Raw genomic sequence first — 19,585 nt, 5'->3', positions numbered from 1 at the left:
GGTCAGCGCCCGGCGCGAGACTCACGAATGTAGAAACGGGCCTTTTCGGCTTTTCTGGTACAGCTTTCATAACCTTCGAACTGCTGTTGGGTCTTGGCACCGGTCAGCAGCGACAAGGCCTTGGAGTAGCTCACGGCACCGGCAAAGCCTTCGGCCTTGGCCAGGTCCAGCTCCTTCCAGGCGGCATCCAGTTGGGTTGCGCAACTCTCGCGGTAGGCCGTCTTGCCCGCGCAGCCAGCAAGGGCCAAGGCAATCAGTGGAAGGCAGATCCAGGCTTTCATCGGTAATACCTCAATGGAAAAAACATTGGCTGTTCGACGCCCCGGCATCTGAAAAGTGCCCTGCCCAGCCAGCTTGGCCCAGCCAGTTTTATTACAGTAGCTCAGCACGATGCACATTGAAGCACAGGTGGCGATGGGTGCATTGTAGGACCATGGTTGCACTGGCCGGGGAATGTTCATGAGCAAACGCGTGGCACTGGTACTGGGATCGGGTGGAGCCCGGGGGTATGCACACATCGGGGTGATCGAGGAAATCGAGCGCCGCGGCTACGACATTGCCTGTATCGCCGGCTGCTCCATGGGCGCGGTGATCGGCGGCATCTACGCCGCGGGCAAGCTGGAAGACTACCGCAACTGGATCGAGAGCCTCGACTACCTGGATGTGTTGCGCCTGGTCGATGTCAGCTTTCGCCTCGGCGCAATTCGCGGCGACAAGGTGTTCGGGCAAATCCGCAAGATCGTCGGCGAGATCAACATCGAGCAATTGCGCATCCCCTACACCGCGGTTGCAGCCGACCTCACCAACCAGCAGGAAATCTGGTTCCAGGAGGGCTGCCTGCACCAGGCCATGCGCGCCTCGGCAGCCATCCCCAGCCTGTTCACCCCGGTGATGCAAGGCAACCGCATGCTGGTCGACGGCGGCATCCTCAACCCGCTGCCGATCGTGCCGGTGGTGTCCAGCCACTGCGACCTGATCATCGCGGTCAACCTCAATGCCACCAACCAGAAGCAGTACCAGCTACCGGTGATCGAACGCCCAGCGGCGTTCAAGATGCGCTTCGATGCGCTACTCAGTTCGCTGGGTTCGCGCTTGCCGTTCCGGCGCAAGCCGGCGGAGGAGCTGATACGTATCGAGCAGGAAATCGTCGCCGAAGGGCTGGCGCCGCCTAACCCGTGGCTGGCCGATGCCGCCAACCCGGAAGGCCAGCAACCGGCGGCGGCACCGGAGCGCGAGGGTGCGCCAAAGTCTGCGACCGGCTCGTTCATCATCGACAACGTGGGGCCCGCTTCGCTGCTGGACTTGATCAACCAGAGCTTCGAGGTCATGCAGACCTCGTTGGCACAGTACAAGATCGCAGGCTATCCACCGGATGTGCTGATCAACGTGCCCAAACGAGTGTGCCGGTTTTTCGAGTTCTACAAGGCGCCGGAGCTGATTGCCCTGGGGCGGGAGATTGCGCGGGATACGCTGGATATCCATGAAGGGGTGAAACGCTAACATGGCCTGTACTGGCCTCATTGCCGGCATCGACGTCAAGACATGTGAAGCACATGTAGGAGCAGCCTTGCGCTGCAAAGAGGCCATCAGGGCGAAGAGAATCTATTGCCCTGCTGGCCTCTTCGCAGCACAAGGCTGCTCCTACAGGGGTATCGAACAGGCCTAAAGCGCGGCGATGAGCAACAGAAACGAAACAGGCCGCACTGGGCGGCCTGTTCGTTCATGCATCCATCACCTTAGTAGCGGGTGATGTCCGCCTTGGCTTCCAGCTGCTTGCGGTATGCCGCGAAGTCCTGCTGGCCAGCACGCGATGCGAGGTAGCGGCGGATCTGCTGCTTCTCTTCGTCGGTGGCAGCAGCGCCTTCGTTGACACCCTTGAGCTGCAGTACCACCAGGCTACCGTCACGCAGCACGACGCTGCCATAAACCGGCTTGTCCTTGGCCTGTGGCTTGCCCAGGCGGAACAGCGCCTGCAGCTCGGCCGGGTCGATACCGTCCTCGCCGCGGGTAACTGCTTCATAGGCCTTCCAGCCCTGCCCTTCGTGCACACTGCCCGCTGCGATGGAACCGTCACGCAGGCCGGCAATCAGCTTGTCCGCCTTGGCCTTGAGCTCGGCAGTTGCCTTCTCCTTGGCCAGGTGCTCGCTGATGTTCTTGGCCACGGCTTCCAGCGGCAGCTGCTCAGGCTTGCGGTGCTCCTTGACGCGCAGCACCACGGTGGTTTCCGGGTCGAGCTCGATGGCGGTGCTGTTGGCACCCTCCTCCAGCACTTCTTCGGAGAATGCGGCCTGCACGACCGAACGGTTGGCAGTGATGCCTTCGCCACCCTCGCGGCCGAACGCTGCGGAGGTTTGCACCTTCAGGTTCAGGTCCTGGGCCGGCTGGGCCAGGTCGGAAGCCTCGTAGGCAGCATCCTGCAGCTGCTTACTGGCATCTACGTAACGCTGCTCGACCAGCGGGATCTTCAGGTCACGGGTCAGCTTGTCCTTCAGGCTGGCGAAGCTCGGCACTTCCGGCGCCTGCACGCCCAGCAGCTTGATAAGGTGGTAGCCGAACTCGGTGCGAACCGGCGCCGAGACCTGACCGTCCTGCAGCTTGTACAGCGCATCCTCGAACGCCGGGTCGTAAACGCCCGGGCCGGCGAAGCCAAGGTCACCGCCGCTATTGGCCGAACCAGGGTCCTGGGAGAACTCCTTGGCCAGCGCGGCAAAGTCTTCGCCCTTGGCCAGGCGCTGCTCGATCTCTTCAGCGCGGGCCTTGGCCTGGGCGTCGGTGACCTTGTCGTTGACCTCGATGAGGATGTGCGCGGCATGGCGCTGCTCGGCGAGGTTGGCGATTTCCTTCTCGTACTGGGCCTTGAGCTCTTCGTCGGTCACCTTGACCTGATCGAAGAACGCCGACTTCTTCAGCTCGATGTAGTCGATCACCACCTGGTCTGGCGACATGAACTCCTTGGCGTGCTGGTCGTAGTGCGCCTTGATCTCTTCATCGCTGACCTTGACCGCGGCCGGGTCGGCCTTGAAGGTCAGGGAAGCGAAGTCACGGGTCTGCTTCTCGAGGCGGGCAAAGGCATCGACCTGCTGGTCGGTCACGAAGCTGCTGCCGGCCAGGCCGGTGCGCAGCTGGCCGATGAGCATTTCCTCGGCAAGCATGTCGCGGAACTGCATGCGGCCATAGCCCATCTGGCGAATGACCTGGTCAAAACGGTCGGCACTGAACTTGCCGTCCACCTGAAACTCCGGCGTCTGCAGGATCACCTGGTCCAGTGCGGCCTCGGAGAAGGCGAATTTGGCATCTTCGGCGCCTTGCAGCAGCAGCTTGCGGCTGATCAGCCCCTTCAGTGCCTCTTCGCGCAGCAATTTGTCATCCAGCAGCGCTGGGTCGAAATCCTTGCCCAACTGTTGCATCAGCTGACGGCGCTGCATGTCGGCCGCCTGGCTCAGCTCGTTCTGGCTGATGGTCTGGCCGTTCACCTTGGCGGCGTCCTGGCTATGGGTGGCGGCCTGGAAAATGGCTTCGAAACCGGTCAACGCCATCAACACGACGATAAGGCCGATGATGGTCTTGGCAATCCAACCTTGTGAATTGTCCCTGATATTTTGCAGCATGCGTCCCCCAGAAACGGCTGTACCACTGCGTCGACAACCGCGGAGCGTGGGTAGAAACCTGATAAAAGAAAGGCGCATCCGAGGATGCGCCTTTTCTTAGCAAACGTGTCAGGCGGGAACGTTTGCGCCCCGCCATCAGCGTGCTCGGACCTGGCCAGGCCGGGTCCGGCTGAAAGAGACGACTTAGTTGACGGCGTCTTTCAGGCCTTTGCCAGCCTTGAAGCCTGGAACCTTGGCGGCAGCGATCTTGATCGCGTTACCGGTTTGCGGGTTGCGGCCGGTGCGCTCTGCACGCTCCTTGACCGAGAAGGTACCGAAGCCAACCAGTACCACATCGTCACCTTGCTTCAGGGCGCCGGTGACGGATTCGATGACTGCGTCCAGCGCACGGCCGGCTACAGCTTTCGGGATGTCAGCAGATGCGGCGATAGCGTCAATCAGTTCCGACTTGTTCACTCTAAGTCCCCTTATTTCTCTATTGAGTTTGTTTCTAAGTATGTAATGAAAAGCTTATGAAACGTGCGCTGGGTGGCCTGATGACAATAGCGTGCCGCTTTATAGCAAGGCCCCGAAAAAACTGTCAAGGAAAGCCCCCCAGCCAAAAACTACTAGTGCGTGCTAATTCTTTCCTTAGCATCGCCGTCGCGCTTTTCATCTTTCGCGACAATCTCCGGAGCCACATCTGGCAAGGGCTCCGGGGCGTATTGCAGCGCAATTTGCAGGACTTCGTCAATCCATTTGACTGGTTTGATCTGCAGATCCTGTTTGATATTTTCCGGAATCTCCTTCAGATCGCGAACATTCTCCTCGGGAATGATCACCGTCTTGATCCCGCCACGGTGTGCCGCCAGCAGTTTTTCCTTCAACCCGCCAATGGCCAGCACCTGGCCACGCAGGGTGATTTCGCCGGTCATGGCCACATCGGCACGTACCGGAATCTGCGTCAGCGCCGACACCAGCGCGGTGCACATGCCGATACCGGCACTTGGGCCATCCTTCGGCGTGGCGCCTTCAGGCATGTGGATATGCACGTCGTGCTTCTCGTGGAAGTCGGCGGCGATACCCAGGCTGCGGGCACGGCTGCGCACCACAGTCTGCGCGGCGGTGATCGACTCGACCATGACGTCGCCCAGCGAGCCGGTCTTGATCAGCTGGCCCTTGCCGGGGATGACCACGGCTTCGATGGTCAGCAGTTCGCCGCCCACCTGGGTCCAGGCCAGGCCGGTAACCTGGCCGATCTGGTCCTGCTGCTCGGCCAGGCCGTAGCGGAACTTGCGCACGCCGAGCAGGTGCTCCAACTGCTCGCTGGCTACCTTGACCTTGACCTGCTTCTGCCCGGTATGTTCCTTGACCACCTTGCGGCAGACTTTGGCGATTTGCCGCTCCAGGCCGCGCACACCGGCTTCGCGGGTGTAGAAGCGGATGATGTCGCGGATCGCAGAGACATCGACTTCCAGCTCGTCCTTCTTCAAGCCGTTGGCCTTGACCTGCTTGGGCACCAGGTACTTGACCGCGATGTTGATCTTCTCGTCCTCGGTGTAGCCCGGCAGGCGGATGACTTCCATCCGGTCGAGCAGCGCCGGCGGGATGTTCATCGAGTTCGAGGTGCACAGGAACATCACGTCCGAGAGGTCGTAGTCGACCTCCAGGTAGTGGTCGTTGAAGTTGTGGTTCTGCTCCGGGTCGAGCACTTCGAGCAGTGCCGAGGCCGGGTCGCCACGCATGTCGCTGCCCATCTTGTCGATTTCGTCCAGCAGGAACAGCGGGTTGCGCACCCCCACCTTGGTCATCTTCTGGATCAGGCGGCCAGGCATGGAACCGATGTAGGTACGGCGGTGACCACGGATCTCAGCCTCGTCACGCACACCACCCAGGGCCATGCGCACGAACTTGCGATTGGTGGCAGCGGCGATCGACTCGGCCAGCGAGGTCTTGCCGACGCCGGGTGGGCCAACCAGGCACAGTACCGGGCCGCGGATCTTCTTGACGCGCTTTTGCACGGCAAGATACTCGAGGATGCGTTCCTTGACCTCTTCCAGGCCGTAGTGGTCGGCATCGAGGATTTCCTCGGCCTTGGCCAGGTCCAGACGCACCTTGCTCTGGGCCTTCCACGGCACCTGCACCAGCCAGTCGAGATAGGAACGGACCACAGTGGCCTCGGCCGACATCGGCGACATCTGCTTGAGCTTGTTCAGCTCGGCCTGGGCCTTGGCCAGTGCGTCCTTGGGCAGGCCAGCGGCTTCGATGCGCTTTTTCAGCTCTTCGACTTCGTTGTGGCCTTCGTCGCCATCACCGAGTTCCTTCTGAATGGCCTTCATCTGCTCGTTCAGGTAGTACTCGCGCTGGCTGCGCTCCATCTGCTTCTTGACCCGACCGCGAATGCGCTTTTCGACCTGCAGCAGGTCGATTTCGGCATCCAGCAGCGCCAGTACGTGCTCGACACGGGTCGGCAGGTCGACGATTTCGAGAATTTCCTGTTTCTGCTCGATCTTCAGGGCCATGTGTGCGGCCATGGTGTCGACCAGGCGCCCTGGCTCTTCGATGCTGTTCAGCGACGACAGCACTTCGGCTGGGACTTTCTTGCCCAGTTGCACGTATTGCTCGAACTGCGACAGCAGCGTGCGCACGAACACTTCCGACTCGCGCTCGGCGGCGTCGACTTCGTCGATCAGGGAAACTTCGGCACGGATGTGCCCTTCTACTTCGCTGAAACGCTCCACGGCGCCGCGTTGCTCGCCCTCGACCAGCACCTTGACGGTACCATCGGGCAGTTTCAGCAATTGCAGCACGGTGGCAACGGTACCGACGCGGTACAGGGCGTCTTCGCCCGGATCATCGTCGGCCGGGTTTTTCTGGGCCAGCAGAAGAATCTGCTTTTCGCCCGTCATCGCCGCCTCAAGGGCTTCGATGGACTTTTCGCGCCCCACGAACAGCGGGATGACCATGTGCGGGTAAACAACGACATCGCGCAATGGCAAAAGAGGCAAGTCGAGGGTGGTCTTCATGATTTCGCCTCTACAGCGGCCTTATGGCCGGAAACCGGTGGAAATGATGCTTGGACCTAATGTGGGGGCAGGCTTGGGAAATTACAAGCGCTAGCGCAGGAAAAGCAGAAAGGGGCCCGTAGGCCCCTTCTTGCTTGCAACCGTCAACCAGCCATTGCCTGGATCAGGCGTCCGGCGCGGCCTTGGCTTGCGGCTCGCTGTTTTCGTAGATCATCAGCGGCTGCGAAGTGCCATCGATGACGCTCTCGTCGATCACCACCTTGCTGACATCCTTCTTCGAAGGAATCTCGTACATGGTGTCGAGCAACACGCCTTCGAGGATCGAACGCAGGCCACGGGCGCCGGTCTTGCGCTCCAGGGCCTTGCGCGCCACGGCCTTGAGCGCATCGCTGCGGAACTCGAGGTCGACGTTTTCCATCTCGAACAGCTTGGCATACTGCTTGGTCAGGGCGTTCTTCGGCTCGGTGAGGATCTGCATCAGCGCGGCCTCGTCCAGCTCGTCGAGGGTTGCCAGCACCGGCAGGCGGCCGACGAATTCCGGGATCAGGCCAAACTTGACCAGATCGTCCGGCTCGACCTCACGCAGGGACTCGCCAACCTTCTTGCCCTCTTCCTTGCTGCGTACTTCGGCGCCAAAACCGATGCCACCCTTGGTGGAGCGGTTCTGGATGACCTTTTCCAGGCCCGAGAAGGCACCACCGCAGATGAACAGGATGTTGCGGGTATCGACCTGCAGGAATTCCTGTTGCGGGTGTTTGCGGCCGCCTTGCGGCGGAACCGAGGCCACGGTGCCTTCGATCAGCTTCAGCAGTGCCTGCTGCACGCCCTCGCCCGATACGTCACGGGTGATGGACGGGTTGTCCGACTTGCGCGAAATCTTGTCGATCTCGTCGATGTAGACGATGCCCATCTGGGCCTTTTCCACGTCGTAGTCGCACTTCTGCAACAGCTTCTGGATGATGTTCTCGACGTCCTCACCCACGTAACCGGCTTCGGTCAGGGTGGTGGCGTCAGCAATGGTGAACGGTACGTTCAACAGGCGTGCAAGGGTTTCGGCGAGCAGGGTCTTGCCCGAGCCGGTTGGCCCGATGAGCAGGATGTTGCTCTTGCCGAGTTCGACTTCGTCACCCTTCTTGTCACGCTGGTTCAGGCGCTTGTAGTGGTTGTACACCGCTACGGCAAGCACCTTCTTCGCGCGTTCCTGACCAATGACGTACTGGTCCAGGATACCGCTGATTTCTTTCGGCGAAGGCAATTTGTGCGCGCTGCTCTCGGCCTGGGCTTCCTGCACCTCCTCACGGATGATGTCGTTGCACAGGTCGACGCACTCGTCGCAGATAAATACCGAGGGCCCGGCAATCAGTTTGCGCACTTCGTGCTGGCTTTTGCCGCAGAAGGAGCAATAAAGCAATTTGCCGCTGTCCTCGCCGTTACGGGTGTCAGTCATTCGATCGATCCAATCCGGTAGGCTTGCAACACAAGATGAAGGCAATTGCGGGCTTTTTCAAGTCCGCAGGTAGGCGCTTTCCGCGCCTACCTGCTCTGGCACCCCGGTTCAGGAGGCCAGTTGCCGCTTGTCGTAGACCGAGTCGATCAGGCCGTACTCGGCCGCGCGCGAGGCGCTCATGAAGTTGTCACGTTCAGTGTCGCGCTTGATGGTCTCGAGATCCTGGCCGGTGTGGTAGGCCAGCAGCTCGTTCAGGCGGGCCTTGATATTGAGGATTTCCTGGGCGTGGATCTCGATATCGGTGGCCTGACCCTGGAAGCCGCCCAGCGGCTGGTGGATCATCACGCGCGAGTTGGGCAGGCAGTGACGCTTGCCCTTGGCACCAGCAGCCAGCAGGAAGGCGCCCATGCTGCAGGCCTGGCCGATGCAGATGGTCGAGACGTCCGGCTTGATGAACTGCATGGTGTCGTAGATCGACATGCCGGCGGTGACGGAACCGCCCGGCGAGTTGATGTACAGATGGATATCCTTGTCCGGGTTTTCCGCTTCAAGGAACAGCAGTTGCGCAACGACGAGGTTGGCCATGTAGTCCTCTACCGGGCCAACCAGGAAGATCACACGCTCCTTCAACAGGCGCGAGTAGATGTCGTAAGCGCGTTCGCCACGGGCGGACTGCTCGATAACCATCGGGACCAGACCGCCTGCGGCCTGGATGTCAGAGCTCTGCTGAATATAAGAATTGCGGGACATGTCCTGCGCTCACTCCCAAATAGTCATGGCTTGAATACGCACAAGCCAGCTCGAAGGCTGGCTTGTGGGGGTTTCCTACGAGAGAAGCCTGTTACTCAGCGGCGGCTGGAGCCTGTGCTGGTTTAACGGCATCTTCGTACGAGACCGACTTGTCGGTCACAGTCGCTTTCTGCAGAACAGTATCTACAACTTGTTCTTCCAGCACAACCGAACGGACTTCGTTCAGTTGCTGGTCGTTCTTGTAGTACCAGGCGATGACCTGCTCAGGCTCTTGGTAAGCCGAAGCCATTTCTTCGATCATTTCGCGAACCTTGCCTTCGTCCGGCTTCAGTTCGAACTGCTTGACCACTTCGGCCACGATCAGGCCCAGGACCACACGGCGCTTGGCTTGTTCTTCGAACAGTTCGGCCGGCAGCTGCTCAGGCTTGATGTTGCCACCGAACTGCTGAACAGCCTGCACGCGCAGACGGTTGACTTCGTTTTCCAGCAGGGCTTTCGGTACTTCGATCGGGTTGGCAGCCAGCAGACCGTCCATGACCTGATTCTTCACCTTGGCCTTGATGGCCTGGCGCAGTTCACGCTCCATGTTCTTGCGAACTTCGGTGCGGAAGCCTTCCAGGGTCGATTCCTTGATGCCGAACTGGGCGAAGAACTCTTCGTTCAGCTCTGGCAGCACAGGAGCGGCAACGCTGTTGACGGTGATGGTGAACTCGGCGGCTTTGCCAGCCAGGTCCAGGTTCTGGTAGTCCTCTGGGAAGGTCACGTTAACAACGCGCTCTTCGCCAGCCTTGGCGCCAACCAGGCCGTCTTCGAAGCCTGGGATCATGCGGCCGGAGCCCAGTACCAGCTGGGTGCCCTTGGCCGAACCACCGGCGAACACTTCACCGTCGACCTTGCCGACGAAGTCGATGTTGACCTGGTCGTCGTTCTGCGCGGCGCGCTCGACGGCCTCGAAGCGGGTGTTCTGCTTGCGCAGCACTTCCAGCATGTTGTCCAGGTCGGCATCAGCCACTTCGGCGCTCAGGCGCTCGACGCTGATCGACTCGAGGCCGCCAACGGTGAACTCCGGGAACACTTCGAAGATGGCGACGAACTCCAGGTCCTTGCCCTTCTCGAAGGACTTCGGCTCTACCGCAGGGGCGCCAGCCGGGTTCAGCTTCTGCTCGACGATGGCTTCGTAGAAGGAAGCCTGGACGAGGTCACCGAACGCCTCTTGACGGGCATCGGCTTCGAAACGCTGACGAATCACGCTCATCGGCACTTTGCCTGGGCGGAAGCCGGCAACCTTGGCGCGCTTGGCAGTCTGTTGCAGACGCTTGTTGACTTCGTTCTCGACGCGCTCGGCCGGAACGGCGATGGTCATGCGGCGCTCGAGAGCGGAAGTGTTTTCAACAGAAACTTGCATGGATATTCCTCGTTGCACAGACGTTAGCCGGCGTTAGCCCGACTCCAGAATCAAGGGCAAGCATTCTAGTGAGTCGCGCAGCAGAAGTCACCCCACTCGGGACGACGAGAAACCACGCCGGTCGATTAACTTTCAAGGCCCGTACGACATAACGCCGAGCCTGCTTCAATGGGGCCGCACGACGCCACCAGGCGACCTGCAGCCGAAATACCTTGTCAAACAACTGCCACCAACGAATTCGCTTCCTTTATTCAGGTTCGATTTCGTTGAACTGGCAGTACTCCTCCCACTCCATCCCCAGCGCCTCGGCTACCTCGCGGTGCGTCTCCAGGCGCATGGCCTGCAGCTGCTCGGGGGTTTCGGCGATCAGTTGCAGGGCCAGCTCCCAAGGCTGGATACCCAGCTCCTCGGCCGCATCCTCGAACGCCCACTCGATCTGCTGGGCCTGCTCGCGCGCATCCAGCTCACGGATCTCTTCGAGCAGCTGCGGGTTGGCCTCGGCAAAGCGCTGTAGCGCCAGGGCCTGACGGCCTTCTTTTGCGATCATCGGGTTGTTCCTCTGCCGGCCAAATGGGCCAGTGTTTCAACCGGCTGAAATCTAACAGCTTTTATTGGGGTGTCACCAGAGGATTGCAAGGGCCGGGATCGATTGATTTGCAACCCGGCGAACACTCCTACAGCACTGCGGGAAACACGCTATGGCACAAGCGATTGCCCTGCGCTTGAATGGAGCACCTTTTTTGGTACACTTCCATGGGCAGGAACACGACAACACTAGATGTCCGCTTCTTTCGCACCGAAGCCGGCAATGAGCCTGTACGCGAATGGTTGACCTCACTCCCCCGCACCCACAAATACCTGATTGGAACCGAGATCAAGACAATACAAATCGGATGGCCGCTAGGCATGCCCATTGTCAGGAAGCTCGGGAAAGGCCTATGGGAGGCCAGGGTCAACCTTGAGAACACGATCGCCCGGGTACTTTTTACCGTGGATGGAAACACCATGATCCTGCTTCACGGCTTCATCAAGAAGAGCCAGAAAACACCAGCGGCCGGACCTGGCCGCCGCCAGGCAGCGCCAAGCCGCCATAAAGAGGCACAAGCAATGACCATACATATCGGCTCCGACTTCGACGACTTCCTGGCAAGCGAGGACCTTGCAGAGGAGGTATCCGCAGCCGCCCTGAAGCGCGTGATCGCCTGGCAGATCGCCGAGGCCATGAAAGCGCAGAAGATCAGCAAGAAGGCATTGGCCGAGCGCATGCACACCAGTCGCACCGCGGTTGACCGGGCGCTCGACCAGAACGACTCAGGCATGACACTGGCAACCCTGGCCAGCGCAGCGCGCGCCCTCGGGCATCGCGTAGAGGTGCGCCTGATACCGGAAAACAGCCCTGCCCTCGCCTGAGCGCAGCGCCGCCAGATCAGGGCGCAAAACAAAAAGGCGCCCGATCTCACGATCAAGGCGCCTTCGAAGAATATGGGGTGGACGATGGGAATCGAACCCACGACAACTGGAATCACAATCCAGCGCTCTACCAACTGAGCTACGCCCACCATATTGCGGTCTTGCGATGTTGCAGTACAACCTTACAGAAGCATGGTGCGGACGAAGAGACTCGAACTCTTACAGCTTGCGCCGCTGGAACCTAAATCCAGTGTGTCTACCAATTTCACCACGTCCGCGTAACGCTTAAAACAAAGGCGCCAGATGCTATCGAGGCGCCTTTGAAGAATATGGGGTGGACGATGGGAATCGAACCCACGACAACTGGAATCACAATCCAGCGCTCTACCAACTGAGCTACGCCCACCATATTGCATTACAGCCTACTTGCTTGCCAAAGCTGCCTAAATGGCGCACCCGGCAGGACTCGAACCTGCGACCATCCGCTTAGAAGGCGGATGCTCTATCCAGCTGAGCTACGGGCGCTTAAGCTTGAAGCCTAACCGAACGAGACCTTTAACAGGTAACTGCTAAACCACTCATTCTGCCCGACTTCGCCAACCAGTGCTAGGCTGTGCCCGACAAGTGCGGCGAATCTTATAGGCGAGCCTGAAAGTCGTCAACACCTTTCTCAAAAAAATTTAAATTATTTAAGGGCTTAGGGGATTTGCCCGACCACCCGCCTTTGCCCTTGGCCCATGTCGTGCGAGAATGCGCCCTCTTTAATTGTTTCCTTCTCGATGGTTAATCACGCGTCTATGACTGCACACCTAATCGATGGCAAGGCGATCGCCGCCAGCCTGCGCCAGCAGATCGCTCAACGTGTCGTGGAGCGTCGCCAGCAAGGCCTGCGTACGCCGGGCCTGGCGGTGATCCTGGTCGGCACCGACCCCGCCTCCCAAGTCTATGTCTCGCACAAGCGCAAGGACTGCGAAGAGGTCGGCTTCATTTCGCAGGCGTTCGACCTGCCCAGCGAAACCACGCAGCAGGCCCTGACCGAGCTGATCGACCGCCTCAATGACGATCCGGCCGTCGACGGTATCCTGCTGCAGTTGCCGCTGCCGGCGCACCTGGACGCCTCGCTGCTGCTCGAGCGCATCCGCCCGGACAAGGACGTGGATGGCTTCCACCCGTACAACATCGGTCGTCTGGCCCAGCGCATCCCGCTGCTGCGCCCGTGCACACCGAAGGGCATCATGACCCTGCTGGAAAGCACCGGCCAGGACCTGTACGGCATGAACGCGGTCATCGTCGGCGCGTCCAACATCGTTGGTCGCCCGATGGCCATGGAGCTGCTGCTGGCCGGCTGCACCGTGACCGTCTGCCACCGCTTCACCAAGGACCTCCCCGGCCATGTCGGCCGCGCCGACCTGGTGGTAGTGGCCGCAGGCAAGCCTGGCCTGGTCAAGGGTGAATGGATCAAGGAAGGTGCCATCGTTATCGACGTGGGCATCAACCGCCAGGAAGACGGCAAGCTGGTCGGCGACGTGGTCTACGAGACCGCCCTGCCGCGCGCCGGCTGGATCACGCCGGTGCCGGGCGGCGTCGGGCCGATGACCCGCGCATGCCTGCTGGAGAACACGCTGTATGCGGCTGAAGAGTTGCACAAGTAAGACCGCGTGATATGAAAACGGCACCTCTGGCAGGTGCCGTTTTTTTTTGCCCGTAAACTATGCACCGCGCCGGCTTCTTCGCGGGCTTGCCCGCTCCCACAAGTACTGCGCCGCTCTCAAGATGCGCGGGGTACCTGCGGGAAGAAGCCAGCGCGGTGCTCAGCCGATCACTTCCTGGCCGCCTCCCACGACTTCAGCAGTTCGTTGTAGCTGACTGTCTCGCCCTTGGGCTTTTCGTTGGCCAGTTTCGGTTTCGGCGCCCCAGGCTGGTCGAACCAGTATTGGGCATCCTTCTCCGGGTTCAGCTTCGGTGCGCAGGTGGCCTGGGCGTTGGACCGCTGCAAGCGCTCCATCATCCGGTCCTGATCGCGGGCCAGGCCGTCCAGCGCTTCCTGCGGGGTCTTCTCGCCACTGGCCACTTCGGCGATGTGGCTCCACCACAACTGCGCCAACCGCGGATAGTCCGGCACGTTGGTGCCGGTCGGTGTCCACTGTACCCGCGCCGGGCTGCGGTAGAACTCCACCAGCCCGCCCAACTTGGGCGCCAGCTCGGTCATGGCCTGGGAGTTGATGTCCGATTCGCGAATCGGCGTGAGGCCGACGATGGTCTTTTTCAGCGACACGGTCTTGGAGGTGACGAACTGGGCGTACAGCCACGCAGCCAGGCGTTGCTTCTCGGGGGTGGACTTGAAGAAGGTCCACGAACCGGTGTCCTGGTAGCCCAGCTTCATCCCCTCCTCCCAGTACGGCCCCTTCGGCGAAGGCGCCATGCGCCACTTCGGCGTGCCGTCGGCATTCACCACCGGCAGACCGGGCTTGGTCATGTCGGCGGTAAACGCGGTGTACCAGAAGATCTGCTGGGCGATGTTGCCCTGGGCCGGCACCGGGCCGGCTTCGGAGAAGGTCATGCCCTGGGCTTCCTTGGGCGCATAGGCACGCATCCAGTCCACGTATTTCTGCGTGGCATACACGGCAGCCGGGCCGTTGGTGTCGCCGCCACGGGTCACGCTGGACCCCACCGGGTGGCAGTCCTCCACGCGAATGCCCCATTCGTCCACCGGCAGACCATTGGGCAAACCTTTGTCGCCGCCACCCGCCATGGAGAACCAGGCATCGGTGAAGCGCCAGCCCAGTGACGGGTCTTTCTTGCCGTAGTCCATATGGCCATAGACGCGTTTACCGTCGATTTCCTTGACGTCTTCGGTAAAGAACCTGGCAATGTCCTCGTAGGCTGACCAGTTCACCGGCACACCAAGTTCGTAGCCGTATTTTTCCTTGAACCTGGCTTTCAGTTCGGGCCGCTCGAACCAGTCGGCACGGAACCAGTAGAGGTTGGCGAACTGCTGGTCCGGCAGTTGGTAGACCTTGCCATCCGGCGCAGTGGTGAAGGAAATGCCGATGAAGTCCTTCAGGTCCAGGGTCGGCGAGGTGTAGTCCTTGCCTTCGTTGGCCATCAGGTCGGTGATCGATTCCACCTTGCCGTAGCGAAAGTGCGTACCGATCAGGTCGGAGTCGTTGACCCAGCCGTCATAGATGTTCTTGTCCGACTGCATCTGTGTCTGCAGCTTTTCCACCACGTCGCCTTCCTGCAGCAGGTCGTGGGTCAGCTGTATACCGGTGATCTCGCTGAAGGCCTTGGCCAGCACCTTGGACTCGTATTCATGGGTGGTGATGGTTTCCGACACCACGTTGATCTTCATGCCACGGAACGGTTCGGCAGCCTTGATGAACCACTTCAACTCGGCCAACTGCTGTTCAGGGGTAAGGGTCGAAGGCTTGAACTCACTGCCGAGCCACTTCCTTGCCGCATCCTCGTACTGGTCGGCCCAGGCTGTGCCCTGCACGCTGGCCAGTACCAGCAACGCGGCCAGGGTCAAATGTCGCCTGTTGTACTTGTTGTCGAACATTGTGATCTCCCGTTTCAGTTATCCCACAGGGCCGCTCGCTCAGCCCCAGCGCAGCACCACCACCAGCCACGCCAGCGACAGCAGCGAGGCCACCCACAATGGCCACTCGCTGACGCCAACCACCAGCAAATGCAGGTAGGCGCTGGCCAGCAGGCCGATGAACAAACGGTCGCCACGGCTGGTGACCAGCGGCAGGAAGCCGCGTCGCTCCACGCAGGGGCGGCGCAGTTCGAGCAGGGTCATGCCCAGCAGCAGCACACCAACGGCGGCGAAGAACAGCGTCGTCGGCAAGGTCCAGGCCATCCACTCCATGCCTTGCCCTCCTCACACTCGGCCCAGGGCGAAGCCCTTGGCCACATGGTTGCGCACGAACCAGATCACCAGCATGCCCGGCAAGATGGTCAGTACCCCCGCCGCCGCCAGTACCCCCCAATCTATGCCCGAGGCAGACACGGTACGGGTCATCACCGCGGCGATCGGCTTGGCATTCACCGAGGTGAGGGTGCGCGCCAGCAGCAGCTCCACCCAGGAGAACATGAAACAGAAAAATGCCGTCACGCCGATGCCGGAGCCAATCAGCGGAATGAAGATCTTCACGAAGAAGCGTGGGAAGCTGTAGCCGTCGATATAGGCCGTTTCGTCGATCTCCTTCGGCACACCAGACATGAACCCCTCGAGGATCCACACTGCCAGCGGCACGTTGAACAGGCAGTGGGCCAGGGCCACGGCGATATGGGTATCGAACAGGCCGATCGACGAATACAGCTGGAAGAACGGCAGCAGGAACACCGCTGGTGGCGCCATCCGGTTGGTCAGCAGCCAGAAGAACAGGTGCCGGTCACCGAGGAAGCGGTAACGCGAGAAGGCATATGCCGCTGGCAGCGCCACCAGCAGCGAAATCAGCGTGTTCAGGCACACGTAGTACAGCGAATTGATGTAGCCGCTGTACCAGCTGGCATCGGTGAAGATCACCCGGTAGTTGTCGAGGGTGAACGCCTGTGGCCACAGGGTCAGGCCGCCGAGGATCTCGGTGTTGCTCTTGAACGACATGTTCAGCAGCCAGTAGATCGGCACCAGCAGGAAGAAGAAGTACAGCAGCAGGGCCAGCGATTTGCGCGTGCTCATGGCCTAGTCCTTGTCGGCATGGGTCATGGCTGTGTAGAACAGCCAAGAAACCAGCAGGATGATCAGGAAGTACACCAGCGAGAACGCCGCCGCCGGGCCCAGGTCGAACTGCCCCACGGCCATGCGCGTGAGGGTCTGGCTGAGGAAGGTGGTGGCGTTGCCGGGCCCGCCACCGGTCAGCACGAAGGGCTCGGTGTAGATCATGAAGCTGTCCATGAAGCGCAGCATCACCGCGATCAGCAGCACGTTCTTCAGCTTGGGCAACTGGATATGGCGGAACACCGCCCAGCCCGAGGCGCGGTCGATGCGCGCAGCCTGGTAGTACACGTCGGGGATGGCGCGCAGCCCCGAGTAACAGAGCAACGCCACCAGCGATGTCCAGTGCCACACGTCCATCACCAGCACGGTCAGCCAGGCGTCGAACGGGTCGCCGGCGTAGTTGTAGCTGACCCCGAGCTTGGCCAGGGTAGCGCCGAGCAGGCCGATGTCGGCCCGGCCGAAAATCTGCCAGATGGTGCCGACCACGTTCCACGGGATCAGCAACGGGATGGCCATGACGATCAGGCACACCGACGCCATGCGCCCCTTGGTCGGCATGGTCAGGGCAATGGCGATACCCAGCGGGATTTCGATCAGCAGCACGCAGGCGGAATAGATGAACTGACGCAGCAGCGCATCGTGCAGCGCCGGGTCGCGCAGCACCTGACGGTACCAGTCGGCGCCGACGAAGTAGCGGTTGGACTGGTCGAAGATGTCCTGCACCGAGTAGTTGACCACCGTCATCATCGGCACCACCGCACTGAATGCCACCAGCAGGAACACCGGCAGCACCAGCCACCAGGCCTTGTTGTTCGGCACCTTGTTCATGGCCCGGCCTCCAGCAGCACATCGTCGAGGTACAGCATCAGCCACTGCGCCGGCAGGCTGACCCAGGCCTGGGCCACCGGCACCGGGCGGTCCTCGCCCAGGCGTGCCTTGAGCGCGACACCTCCCAGCTCGAGGGTGACGATGCGGTAGGTGCCCAGGTCCTCGACGTCCAGCACCCGTGCCGGGTAGGCATCATCGAACGGGCTGTCCCACAGCTGCACGAATTCCGGGCGGATGCCCAGCTGCAGGCGACCACCACCACCTGTGGCCGCCAGGCGCTCTTGCAGATGTTCCCGCAAATGCCCGGGCAGCATCAGGTGAATATCGCCGAACGCCACCCCGTCCACTTCGGCGCGCACCTCGATCAGGTTCATCCCCGGGCTGCCGATGAAGTAACCGACGAAGGTATGCCGCGGCCGCTCGAACAGTTCGCGCGGGGTACCGAACTGGACGATGCGCCCGCCGTGCATCACCGCGATCTTGTCGGCGAACGTCGAGGCCTCCAGCTGGTCATGGGTGACGTAGATCATCGTGATGTTGAACTGCTCGTGGATCTGCTTGAGCTTGCGCCGCAGCTTCCACTTCAGGTGCGGGTCGATCACCGTCAGCGGCTCGTCGAACAGGATCGCCGACACGTCATCGCGCACCAGGCCCCGTCCCATGGAGACCTTCTGCTTTTCGTCGGCACTGAGGTTGCGCGCCTTCTTGCGCAGCACGGCCGACAGGTCGAGCACCTCGGCAATCTCTTCCACCCGGGCCTGCACCCGGGCTTCGTCCAACCCTTGGTTGCGCAAGGGAAACGCCAGGTTGTCGAACACCGTCATGGTGTCGTAAACCACCGGGAACTGGAACACCTGGGCAATGTTGCGCGCCTGCGGTGACAGCTGGTTGACCGGCTTGCCGTCGAACAGCACCTCGCCGTGGGAAGGGGTCAGCAGCCCGGAGATGATGTTGAGCAAGGTCGACTTGCCGCAGCCCGACGGCCCGAGCAAGGCGTAGGCACCGCCCTGCTCCCACACATGCTCCAGCGCGTGCAGGGCATAGTCCGCCTCGCTGGCGGGCTGGCGGCTGTAGCTGTGCGCCAGTTGGCGCAGGCGGATCTCGGCCATCAACCTCTCCTTACCTGGCGCAGCCCCGGGGCCTGCACCAGCGCCCCGGTACTGTCGAACACGAACAGCTTGTGGGTGGGGATGAACACGCGGATCGGCGTGTCCACCTGGTATTCGTGTACCCCTGGCAGGTGCAGGATCATGCGCCAGTGTTCGTTGCGTACATGCAGGAAGGTCTCTGAACCACTGATCTCGGCGAGTTCCACCAGCACCGACAATTCCAGGTCGTCGTCGTGCGCCGGCACCAGGCTGATGTGGCTGGGCCGCACGCCAAAGCGGTAGTCACCCTCGGCAAGCGGCTGCAAGTCGGCATTGCGAGCAAAGTGCACGGCCTGGGCCAGGCTCACGTCGTTGCCGCTGATACGGCCAGGTACCAGGTTGATCGGCGGCTCGGAAAACAGCTCGGCAGCCAGCACGCTGCCCGGGCGCTGGTAGACCTCGGCGGTAGGCCCGCTCTGGACGATACGGCCCTCATGCACCAGGGTGGTGGTGCCGCCCAGAGCCAGCGCCTCGTTGGGCTCGGTGGTGGCATACACGGCAATGCAGTGGCGCGCCGCGAACAGTTCGCGCAGCTCCTGGCGCAGGCCCTCGCGCAGCTTGTAGTCGAGGTTGACCAGTGGCTCGTCGAACAGGATCAGCGAGGCATCCTTGACCAGCGCCCGGGCCATTGCCGTGCGTTGCTGCTGGCCACCGGACAGCTCCAGCGGCAGGCGCTGCAGGTAGGCTTCGATGCGCAGCATCTCGGCGGTTTCCTGCACCCGTCGGCGAATCTGGGGCTCGTCCATGCGTGCCTGGCGCAGCGGTGACGCAATGTTCTCGTAAACGCTGAGGGTCGGGTAATTGATGAACTGCTGATACACCATCGACACATTGCGTTGGCGCACCGGCACGCCAGTCACGTCCTGGCCATCCATCAGCACCCGCCCCCGGTCCGGGCGATCGAGCCCGGCCATCAGGCGCATCAGGCTGGTCTTGCCGGCCAGGGTGCGGCCCAGCAGCACGTTGAACGAGCCGGGTTCGAAACGCAGTGAGGCATCGACGATCCAGGCCTGGTTGTCGACGCTGCGACTGACCTGTTCCAGCACCAGGGACATGGCGTGGCCTTCTTGTGGTTTTTGTCTGCCGGACACAGCCAGTTTCGTGCCAGATGCGCCGCAACCGTCTGGCCCGGGGCCTGGCCGGCAATGCCGGTCAATCGCAGGTTCACAACTGAACACAAGCACTGAACAACTGAACACTTGCCGGTTTGACATTGAACAACCGTGCACGACACTGAACAGCGGTCGGCCCCATGACAACA

General features: G+C 61.3%; 17 protein-coding genes, 4 tRNA genes and 1 pseudogene. 4 read left to right on the top strand and 18 right to left on the bottom strand.

What is annotated here, in order from left to right; genetic code table 11:
- Positions 1-2: 2 nt before the first annotated feature.
- Positions 3-281: a hypothetical protein gene (locus tag CAG18_RS17045; RefSeq protein ID WP_003259403.1), complete on the bottom strand. Its 279-nt coding sequence runs from the start codon at positions 279-281 to the stop codon at positions 3-5.
- Between the two features lie 178 nt (positions 282-459).
- Here CAG18_RS17045 and CAG18_RS17040 point away from each other — a divergent pair, with 178 nt between their 5' ends.
- The gene (locus tag CAG18_RS17040) at positions 460-1,500 is read left to right on the top strand and encodes a patatin-like phospholipase family protein (protein WP_024086621.1); all 1,041 of its coding nucleotides are present in this window, start codon (positions 460-462) and stop codon (positions 1,498-1,500) included.
- 236 nt (positions 1,501-1,736) lie between these two features.
- Here the strand turns inward: CAG18_RS17040 and CAG18_RS17035 are convergent, their stop codons facing one another.
- The 7 genes from CAG18_RS17035 to CAG18_RS17005 form a co-directional block, all read right to left on the bottom strand.
- A complete protein-coding gene (locus CAG18_RS17035; protein ID WP_015269698.1) occupies positions 1,737-3,608 on the bottom strand; it encodes a SurA N-terminal domain-containing protein in 1,872 nt (623 codons plus the stop codon).
- Between the two features lie 183 nt (positions 3,609-3,791).
- Positions 3,792-4,064 (bottom strand): HU family DNA-binding protein, encoded by a 273-nt coding sequence (locus tag CAG18_RS17030; RefSeq protein ID WP_003259401.1) that lies wholly within the window; start codon positions 4,062-4,064, stop codon positions 3,792-3,794.
- Positions 4,065-4,216: 152 nt separating this feature from the next.
- Entirely contained in the window at positions 4,217-6,613 is a 2,397-nt protein-coding gene (gene lon / locus CAG18_RS17025) for an endopeptidase La (protein ID WP_015269697.1), read from the bottom strand.
- Between the two features lie 163 nt (positions 6,614-6,776).
- Complete coding sequence (clpX, locus tag CAG18_RS17020; protein ID WP_013971882.1) at positions 6,777-8,060, bottom strand: ATP-dependent Clp protease ATP-binding subunit ClpX; 1,284 nt, start codon at positions 8,058-8,060, stop codon at positions 6,777-6,779.
- 108 nt (positions 8,061-8,168) lie between these two features.
- Positions 8,169-8,810 (bottom strand): ATP-dependent Clp endopeptidase proteolytic subunit ClpP, encoded by a 642-nt coding sequence (gene clpP / locus CAG18_RS17015; protein ID WP_003259400.1) that lies wholly within the window; start codon positions 8,808-8,810, stop codon positions 8,169-8,171.
- 91 nt (positions 8,811-8,901) lie between these two features.
- Positions 8,902-10,215, bottom strand: a complete 1,314-nt coding sequence (tig, locus tag CAG18_RS17010) for a trigger factor (protein WP_015269696.1) — start codon at positions 10,213-10,215, stop codon at positions 8,902-8,904.
- A 247-nt stretch (positions 10,216-10,462) separates the two neighbouring features.
- Positions 10,463-10,762, bottom strand: a complete 300-nt coding sequence (locus CAG18_RS17005; protein ID WP_015269695.1) for a DUF6388 family protein — start codon at positions 10,760-10,762, stop codon at positions 10,463-10,465.
- Positions 10,763-10,968: 206 nt separating this feature from the next.
- Between CAG18_RS17005 and CAG18_RS17000 the strand changes: the two are divergent.
- Both CAG18_RS17000 and CAG18_RS16995 read left to right on the top strand, forming a co-directional pair.
- Positions 10,969-11,326, top strand: a pseudogene (locus CAG18_RS17000) (type II toxin-antitoxin system RelE/ParE family toxin).
- On the top strand, positions 11,323-11,625 hold the full coding sequence (locus CAG18_RS16995; protein WP_015269693.1) for an XRE family transcriptional regulator: 303 nt from the start codon (positions 11,323-11,325) through the stop codon (positions 11,623-11,625). The pseudogene CAG18_RS17000 and the gene CAG18_RS16995 overlap by 4 nt, the downstream one beginning before the upstream one ends.
- Before the next feature lie 73 nt (positions 11,626-11,698).
- On the opposite strand, the gene CAG18_RS16990 is transcribed toward CAG18_RS16995, so the two are convergent.
- The 4 genes from CAG18_RS16990 to CAG18_RS16975 form a co-directional block, all read right to left on the bottom strand.
- Positions 11,699-11,774 (bottom strand) — tRNA-His (locus CAG18_RS16990).
- A 44-nt stretch (positions 11,775-11,818) separates the two neighbouring features.
- Positions 11,819-11,903, bottom strand: a tRNA-Leu gene (locus CAG18_RS16985).
- A gap of 52 nt (positions 11,904-11,955) precedes the next feature.
- Positions 11,956-12,031 (bottom strand) — tRNA-His (locus CAG18_RS16980).
- A 42-nt stretch (positions 12,032-12,073) separates the two neighbouring features.
- Positions 12,074-12,150 (bottom strand) — tRNA-Arg (locus CAG18_RS16975).
- A gap of 272 nt (positions 12,151-12,422) precedes the next feature.
- Here CAG18_RS16975 and folD point away from each other — a divergent pair.
- Positions 12,423-13,277, top strand: a complete 855-nt coding sequence (folD, locus tag CAG18_RS16970; protein WP_025338415.1) for a bifunctional methylenetetrahydrofolate dehydrogenase/methenyltetrahydrofolate cyclohydrolase FolD — start codon at positions 12,423-12,425, stop codon at positions 13,275-13,277.
- 167 nt (positions 13,278-13,444) lie between these two features.
- On the opposite strand, the gene CAG18_RS16965 is transcribed toward folD, so the two are convergent.
- Genes CAG18_RS16965 through CAG18_RS16940 form a run of 6 tightly spaced genes read right to left on the bottom strand, consistent with a single transcriptional unit; the run spans position 13,445 to position 19,379 of the window.
- Positions 13,445-15,184, bottom strand: coding sequence for an ABC transporter substrate-binding protein (locus CAG18_RS16965; RefSeq protein WP_013971878.1), 1,740 nt, complete (start codon positions 15,182-15,184; stop codon positions 13,445-13,447).
- 39 nt (positions 15,185-15,223) lie between these two features.
- Positions 15,224-15,496, bottom strand: coding sequence for a DUF2160 domain-containing protein (locus CAG18_RS16960; protein WP_085721239.1), 273 nt, complete (start codon positions 15,494-15,496; stop codon positions 15,224-15,226).
- 12 nt (positions 15,497-15,508) lie between these two features.
- Positions 15,509-16,309: a carbohydrate ABC transporter permease gene (locus CAG18_RS16955; RefSeq protein WP_013971876.1), complete on the bottom strand. Its 801-nt coding sequence runs from the start codon at positions 16,307-16,309 to the stop codon at positions 15,509-15,511.
- Positions 16,310-16,312: 3 nt separating this feature from the next.
- Complete coding sequence (locus tag CAG18_RS16950; RefSeq protein WP_013971875.1) at positions 16,313-17,176, bottom strand: carbohydrate ABC transporter permease; 864 nt, start codon at positions 17,174-17,176, stop codon at positions 16,313-16,315.
- Complete coding sequence (locus CAG18_RS16945) at positions 17,173-18,285, bottom strand: ABC transporter ATP-binding protein (RefSeq protein WP_085721238.1); 1,113 nt, start codon at positions 18,283-18,285, stop codon at positions 17,173-17,175. Before CAG18_RS16945 ends, CAG18_RS16950 begins: the two co-directional genes overlap by 4 nt.
- On the bottom strand, positions 18,285-19,379 hold the full coding sequence (locus CAG18_RS16940; protein WP_085721237.1) for an ABC transporter ATP-binding protein: 1,095 nt from the start codon (positions 19,377-19,379) through the stop codon (positions 18,285-18,287). The genes CAG18_RS16945 and CAG18_RS16940 overlap by 1 nt, the downstream gene beginning before the upstream one ends.
- Between the last annotated feature and the right edge of the window lie 206 nt (positions 19,380-19,585).

Source organism: Pseudomonas sp. B22(2017), assembly GCF_002113105.1.
Taxonomy (GTDB): domain Bacteria; phylum Pseudomonadota; class Gammaproteobacteria; order Pseudomonadales; family Pseudomonadaceae; genus Aquipseudomonas; species Aquipseudomonas asiatica.
The sequence above is the reverse complement of the archived record's forward strand: the minus strand, read 5'-3'. Positions and strand labels throughout refer to the sequence as shown.

Coding starts and splice junctions, on each gene's coding strand:
- CAG18_RS17045 (WP_003259403.1), bottom strand. CDS start 281: ATGAAAGCCTGGATCTGCCTTCCACTGATTGCCTTGGCCCTTGCTGGC.
- CAG18_RS17040 (WP_024086621.1), top strand. CDS start 460: ATGAGCAAACGCGTGGCACTGGTACTGGGATCGGGTGGAGCCCGGGGG.
- CAG18_RS17035 (WP_015269698.1), bottom strand. CDS start 3,608: ATGCTGCAAAATATCAGGGACAATTCACAAGGTTGGATTGCCAAGACC.
- lon (WP_015269697.1), bottom strand. CDS start 6,613: ATGAAGACCACCCTCGACTTGCCTCTTTTGCCATTGCGCGATGTCGTT.
- clpX (WP_013971882.1), bottom strand. CDS start 8,060: ATGACTGACACCCGTAACGGCGAGGACAGCGGCAAATTGCTTTATTGC.
- clpP (WP_003259400.1), bottom strand. CDS start 8,810: ATGTCCCGCAATTCTTATATTCAGCAGAGCTCTGACATCCAGGCCGCA.
- tig (WP_015269696.1), bottom strand. CDS start 10,215: ATGCAAGTTTCTGTTGAAAACACTTCCGCTCTCGAGCGCCGCATGACC.
- CAG18_RS17005 (WP_015269695.1), bottom strand. CDS start 10,762: ATGATCGCAAAAGAAGGCCGTCAGGCCCTGGCGCTACAGCGCTTTGCC.
- CAG18_RS16995 (WP_015269693.1), top strand. CDS start 11,323: ATGACCATACATATCGGCTCCGACTTCGACGACTTCCTGGCAAGCGAG.
- folD (WP_025338415.1), top strand. CDS start 12,423: ATGACTGCACACCTAATCGATGGCAAGGCGATCGCCGCCAGCCTGCGC.
- CAG18_RS16965 (WP_013971878.1), bottom strand. CDS start 15,184: ATGTTCGACAACAAGTACAACAGGCGACATTTGACCCTGGCCGCGTTG.
- CAG18_RS16960 (WP_085721239.1), bottom strand. CDS start 15,496: ATGGAGTGGATGGCCTGGACCTTGCCGACGACGCTGTTCTTCGCCGCC.
- CAG18_RS16955 (WP_013971876.1), bottom strand. CDS start 16,309: ATGAGCACGCGCAAATCGCTGGCCCTGCTGCTGTACTTCTTCTTCCTG.
- CAG18_RS16950 (WP_013971875.1), bottom strand. CDS start 17,176: ATGAACAAGGTGCCGAACAACAAGGCCTGGTGGCTGGTGCTGCCGGTG.
- CAG18_RS16945 (WP_085721238.1), bottom strand. CDS start 18,285: ATGGCCGAGATCCGCCTGCGCCAACTGGCGCACAGCTACAGCCGCCAG.
- CAG18_RS16940 (WP_085721237.1), bottom strand. CDS start 19,379: ATGTCCCTGGTGCTGGAACAGGTCAGTCGCAGCGTCGACAACCAGGCC.